Raw genomic sequence first — 1,500 nt, forward strand, 5'->3', positions numbered from 1 at the left:
ATCAAGAGGCAATTATTCATTTCATGGAATATTTGTATGCCGACTCTATATCTATACCTTCATCTACATAAACACCTTCGTGATGTCTGCATGGAGACAAGACACCGGATCTGCACAACATTGATAACGCCCAATCTTTTTGCTCAGACTCTAACTCATTGATACTCATTTATAAACTCCTTGCAATGTATGTCGTTTCAGCTAAACGGTATCAGCAATGTTTATGTAAAGAAACAGTAAGATAATACTCAACCCGATGTTTGAGTACGGTCATCATCTGACACTACAGACTCTGGCATCGCTGTGAAGACGACGCGAAATTCAGCATTTTCACAAGCGTTATCTTTTACAAAACCGATCTCACTCTCCTTTGATGCGAATGCCAGCGTCAGACATCATATGCAGATACTCACCTGCATCCTGAACCCATTGACCTCCAACCCCGTAATAGCGATGCGTAATGATGTCGATAGTTACTAACGGGTCTTGTTCGATTAACTGCCGCAGAAACTCTTCCAGGTCACCAGTGCAGTGCTTGATAACAGGAGTCTTCCCAGGATGGCGAACAACAAGAAACTGGTTTCCGTCTTCACGGACTTCGTTGCTTTCCAGTTTAGCAATACGCTTACTCCCATCCGAGATAACACCTTCGTAATACTCACGCTGCTCGTTGAGTTTTGATTTTGCTGTTTCAAGCTCAACACGCAGTTTCCCTACTGTTAGCGCAATATCCTCGTTCTCCTGGTCGCGGCGTTTGATGTATTGCTGGTTTCTTTCCCGTTCATCCAGCAGTTCCAGCACAATCGATGGTGTTACCAATTCATGGAAAAGGTCTGCGTCAAATCCCCAGTCGTCATGCATTGCCTGCTCTGCCGCTTCACGCAGTGCCTGAGAGTTAATTTCGCTCACTTCGAACCTCTCTGTTTACTGATAAGTTCCAGATCCTCCTGGCAACTTGCACAAGTCCGACAACCCTGAACGACCAGGCGTCTTCGTTCATCTATCGGATCGCCACACTCACAACAATGAGTGGCAGATATAGCCTGGTGGTTCAGGCGGCGCATTTTTATTGCTGTGTTGCGCTGTAATTCTTCTATTTCTGATGCTGAATCAATGATGTCTGCCATCTTTCATTAATCCCTGAACTGTTGGTTAATACGCTTGAGGGTGAATGCGAATAATAAAAAAGGAGCCTGTAGCTCCCTGATGATTTTGCTTTTCATGTTCATCGTTCCTTAAAGACGCCGTTTAACATGCCGATTGCCAGGCTTAAATGAGTCGGTGTGAATCCCATCAGCGTTACCGTTTCGCGGTGCTTCTTCAGTACGCTACGGCAAATGTCATCGACGTTTTTATCCGGAAACTGCTGTCTGGCTTTTTTTGATTTCAGAATTAGCCTGACGGGCAATGCTGCGAAGGGCGTTTTCCTGCTGAGGTGTCATTGAACAAGTCCCATGTCGGCAAGCATAAGCACACAGAGCTAACAGGCGCAACAGTGAT

The 1,500-nt window shown here is 45.4% G+C and carries 3 protein-coding genes; all 3 read right to left on the reverse strand.

Annotated elements, in window-relative coordinates:
* Positions 1-16 precede the first annotated feature (16 nt).
* The 3 genes from AC2D8P_RS16520 to AC2D8P_RS16530 all read right to left on the reverse strand — a co-directional run bounded on the left by AC2D8P_RS16520 (position 17) and on the right by AC2D8P_RS16530 (position 1,127).
* A complete protein-coding gene (locus AC2D8P_RS16520) occupies positions 17-169 on the reverse strand; it encodes a hypothetical protein (RefSeq protein WP_484703987.1) in 153 nt (50 codons plus the stop codon).
* A gap of 191 nt (positions 170-360) precedes the next feature.
* The gene (locus AC2D8P_RS16525; RefSeq protein ID WP_001289873.1) at positions 361-909 is read right to left on the reverse strand and encodes an ead/Ea22-like family protein; all 549 of its coding nucleotides are present in this window, start codon (positions 907-909) and stop codon (positions 361-363) included.
* Positions 906-1,127: a TraR/DksA family transcriptional regulator gene (locus tag AC2D8P_RS16530; protein WP_000763367.1), complete on the reverse strand. Its 222-nt coding sequence runs from the start codon at positions 1,125-1,127 to the stop codon at positions 906-908. The genes AC2D8P_RS16525 and AC2D8P_RS16530 overlap by 4 nt, the downstream gene beginning before the upstream one ends.
* Positions 1,128-1,500 lie beyond the last annotated feature (373 nt).

The organism is Roseovarius sp. YIN77, assembly GCF_057219155.1.

What these genes read in the sequence shown, in the direction of transcription:
- AC2D8P_RS16520 (WP_484703987.1), bottom strand. Translation starts at nt 169, where the DNA reads ATGAGTATCAATGAGTTAGAGTCTGAGCAAAAAGATTGGGCGTTATCA.
- AC2D8P_RS16530 (WP_000763367.1), bottom strand. Translation starts at nt 1,127, where the DNA reads ATGGCAGACATCATTGATTCAGCATCAGAAATAGAAGAATTACAGCGC.